2 protein-coding genes are annotated in these 4,163 nt (G+C 74.5%); both read right to left on the reverse strand.

The features are described 5' to 3' along the window. Positions 1 to 301 precede the first annotated feature (301 nt). A complete protein-coding gene (locus tag ACPFP2_RS09870; RefSeq protein WP_424088230.1) occupies positions 302 to 1,153 on the reverse strand; it encodes a metallophosphoesterase family protein in 852 nt (283 codons plus the stop codon). Between the two features lie 211 nt (positions 1,154 to 1,364). Continuing rightward, on the reverse strand, positions 1,365 to 4,163 hold a 2,799-nt coding region (locus tag ACPFP2_RS09875), incomplete at its 5' end, for an SDR family NAD(P)-dependent oxidoreductase (RefSeq protein ID WP_424088232.1).

Below are 4,163 nucleotides of genomic sequence, written 5' to 3' on the forward strand. Positions count from 1 at the left end.
GACCCACCCGCCCGGAGCTTGCTGCCGATCGATTCCACCGACTTCAGGCCATCGATCCGGCTCGGCGTCACTGACCGGCGCGACCGATGGCGAACGCACTCACCGCTTCAACGTGTTGTCCTCACCGCTGATCACCCGCACGCCACCGCACGACCGGGAATGCCGGCATCCGACCGCCACCGTGACTGGACGGTACTGAGCGGTGCGGGGCGGCCCAACCCCTACGGACCCCTCATTCGCACCCGCCCGGCGACCGGATATCCGCAGCGTGCGGTGGGTCGGACCGGCCGGGAGCGCCCGGTCAGCCGAGGTGCCGGGCGGGGGCCGGCAGGATTGTCCGCAGCCGCCCCGGCGGGGTGGCCCGACGCCGCCACTCGCGGGGGTAGCCGACGGACACCTCCTCGAACCGGACGCCGTCGTACCAGGTGGTGCGGGGGATGTGCAGGTGGCCGTAGACGGCGACGCGGGCGTCGTAGCGCAGGTGCCAGTCGGCGGTGAGGTCGGTGCCGCACCACTGGGCGAACTCCGGGAAGCGCAGGATCCGGGTCGGTTCGCGGACCAGCGGATAGTGGTTGACCAGCACGGTGGGCAGCCCGCCGCGCTCCGCGTCGAGGCGTCGCTCGGTCTGGATCACCCGGGCCCGGCACCAGGCGTCCCGGCTCGGGTACGGGTCGGGGTGCAGCAGGATCTCGTCGGTGCAGACCACCCCGGTCTCGTGCGCGCGGGCCAGCGCCTGCTCCCGGGTGTACGTTCCCGGGGGCCGCCACGTGTGGTCGTATCCGACGAAGAGCGGGGCGACGAGGACGGGATCGCCGTCCGGGTCCCACACCGGGTACGGGTCCTCCGGGGTGACCACGCCGAGGCGGCGGCACAGCTCGACCAGGTGCCGGTAGCGCGCCTCGCCCCGCAGTTGGACGGTGTCGTCGCGGGGTGTCCACAGTTCGTGGTTGCCCGGCGCCCAGATGACCTTGGCGAACCGGTCGCGGAGCAGTGCGAGCGCCCACTCGACGTCGGCGGCGAACTCGCCGACGTCACCGGCGACGATCAGCCAGTCCTCGTCGTCGTCGGGGCGCAGCGCCTCGACGACGGCGCGGTTCTCCGCGTACACCACGTGCAGGTCGCTGATCGCGACGAGTTGGCGGATCCGGGTCACCCGGCACCTCCCGTGTCTCCGGGCACCCGCGCGCACCCCCACCGCCCGGCCGGCGCGTCGCCGCGCGGGCCGGGTACGACCACCTGACGGGCTCCGACCCTATGGAGGCGATCCGGTGGCGGCACACCCCTAGACGGACGCGGCGCACCCCTAGGGCGGGTGTCGGGGCCTCGGTCGAGGACGTCGACACCCGCCCGGGGGCGGACGGTGGTCACGACTTGCCGAACTCCCGCTGGATGATGTCGAAGATGTCGTCGGACGTGGCGGCGGCCAGGTCGGCGGCCGGTTCACCGTCGGGGGTGGCCGGTGCGGTCGGGGCGTCGCCGCCCCGCCACCGGGTGAGCAGGTCCTCCAGCCGGCGGGTGATCTCCGCGTCGCCGCGTCGCTCGCCGGGGACGTCGCGCAGGAGCTGGTCGAGTCGGTCGATCTCGGCGACGACCGGGGTGGCCGACCCGTGAGGGGTCAGTTCGGCGCGCAGGTGCGCGGCGAGCGCCGTGGGCGTCGGGTGGTCGAAGACGAGGGTGGTGGGCAGGGTGAGTCCGGTTTCGGTGGTGAGCCGGTTGCGCAGTTCGACGGCGGTGAGCGAGTCGAAGCCGAGTTCCAGGAAGCCACGCCCGGCCCGGATCGCGGCCGGGGTGCGGTGGCCGAGGACGGTGGCGGCGGTGCCGCGTACCAGGTCGAGGAGGATGCGGTCCCGTTCGGCCTCGCCGGCGGTGGCGAGCCGGTCCCGCAGCGCCTGTGGCGCGCCCGCGTCCGGTGCCGGCGGCTCCGGCCGGTCGGCCGTGCCGGCCTCGGGGATCTCGCCGAGCAGTGGGCTGGGGCGTAGGGCGGTGAAGGAGGCGGCGAACCGGTCCCAGGTGACGTCGGCGACGACCACGGCGGTGTCGTCCCGGTCGAGGGCGCCCTGCAGGGCGGTGATCGCCAGGTCGGGTGCCATCGCGGGCAGGCCGCGCCGGGCGAGTTGGTCCTGCTGCTCGCCGTGCGCCATGCCGCCGCCGGCCCAGGGGCCCCAGGCCACGGCGGTGCCGGCGAGGCCGCGGGTCCGTCGCCGGGCGACGAGGGCGTCGAGGTACGCGTTGGCGGCGGCGTAGCCGGCCTGGCCGGCCGAGCCCCACACTCCGGCGATGGAGGAGAACACCACGAACGCGTCCAGCCCGTCGGGCAGCAGGTCGTCGAGGTGGGTGGCGCCGTCCACCTTGGCGCGCAGGACGTGGGCCAGTTCGTCGGCGCTCAGCTCGGCCAGCGGGGTGGAGTGCGCCGCGCCGGCGGCGTGCACGACCGCGCGGACCGGGTCGCCTTGGAGGTCGTCGAGCAGCGCGGCGAGCGCCGCCCGGTCGGCCACGTCGCAGGCCGCCACCGTCACCCGGGCCCCGGCGGCACGCACCCGCTCGGCCAGCTCGACCGCACCGGGGGCCCGCTCACCCTGCCGGCTGGTCAACACCACATGATCGGCCCCGGCCTGCACCGCCCACTCCGCGACGCGAGAGCCGAGCGCACCCGTACCACCGGTCACCAACACCGTGCCCGACAACCGGAACCCACGCCGCACCACATCATCAGCAGCCCGCACCAGACGCCGGACGAACACTCCCGACGACCGCACCGCCACCTGATCCTCAACCCCCGACGCCAACACACCGCACCAGCGCCGCACCGCCCGCGCGTCGACCACCTCCGGCACGTCCACCAGGCCACCCCACCGGCGCGGATCCTCCAACGCCGCCACCCGACCCAAACCCCAGACAGCCGCCGCCACCGGATCCACCGACGCATCCGACCGACCCACCGACACCGCACCCCGGGTCACCCACCACACCCGACCACCCACACCGGACGCACCGAGCGCCTGGGCCGCCGCCAGCACCTCGCCGAGCTGCGGGCCGGACAGTGACAGCAGAGACACCACCCCGGCGACCTCGCCGACGTCGCGCAGCGCCTTCGCCACCAACTCCCGGTCGGCCGGGCCGTCGAGCAGCACCGGCCGGACCTGCGCGCCGGCCGCCGTCAGACCGTCGGTCACGGCGGTGAGCAGCGCGTCGTCGACGCCGGTGTACGGCACCAGCAGCAGCCAGGTCCCCGACAACGCCGGTTCGACGTCGGGTACGGCCTGCCAGTCGATCCGGTAGCGCCAGGAGTCGGCGGTGGCGCGTCGGCGTCCCGCCCGCCGCCACCGTGCCAGCGTCGGCAGCAGCGCACTCAGCGGCTGCTCGGCCGCCTGCTGGAACTCCTCCCCCAGCCCGGCCAGGTCCTCCTGCTCCACCGCCGCCCAGAACCGCTCGTCGGTGCCCGGGCCGGTGGCGCTGTCCGGCGTGCCGGCCGGCGGGTTGTCGTGCAGCCAGTGCCGCTGGTGCTGGAAGGCGTAGGTGGGCAGGTCGACGGTGCGGGGCTGGTGGCCGGTGTGGGTGAACCAGTGCGTCCAGTCGACGGGGGTGCCGGTGACGTGCAGGCGAGCCAGGGCGGTGACCAGTGCCGTGGTTTCGGGTTGGTCGCGGCGCAGGGCGGCGACGTGGTGGGTCGGCCGGTCGGTGGAGGTGTCGGCGGCCATCGCCGTCAGCGTGGCGTCCGGACCCACTTCCAGGAACGTGCTCACGCCGGCCTGGTGCAGAGTGGCCACCGCGTCGCCGAAGCGGACCGCTTCTCGCACGTGCCGCACCCAGTAGTCGGGCCCCGCGATGTCCGTCGGGTCCGCGACCCGGCCGGTCAGGTTCGACACGATCGGCAACTTCGGCGCACGCCAGTCCAGCCCGGCCAGGACCGCCCGGAACTCGTCCAGCATCGGCTCCATCAGACGCGAGTGGAACGCGTGACTGACCGACAGCCGCTTGACCCGCCAACCCCGCTCGACACACACCCGCTCGACCCGATCCAACTCGGCCACCGGGCCGGACACCACGACCGACCGGGGACCGTTCACGGCCGCGACATCCACACCACCTGCGCTGCCGCAGTCGGTGACCTCGCGGATCTCCGCCTCGGACGCGCCCACCGCCAGCATCCCGCCACCGGACGG

It is taken from the genome of Micromonospora citrea (genome assembly GCF_049629545.1).
Lineage (GTDB): Bacteria > Actinomycetota > Actinomycetes > Mycobacteriales > Micromonosporaceae > Micromonospora > Micromonospora citrea_A.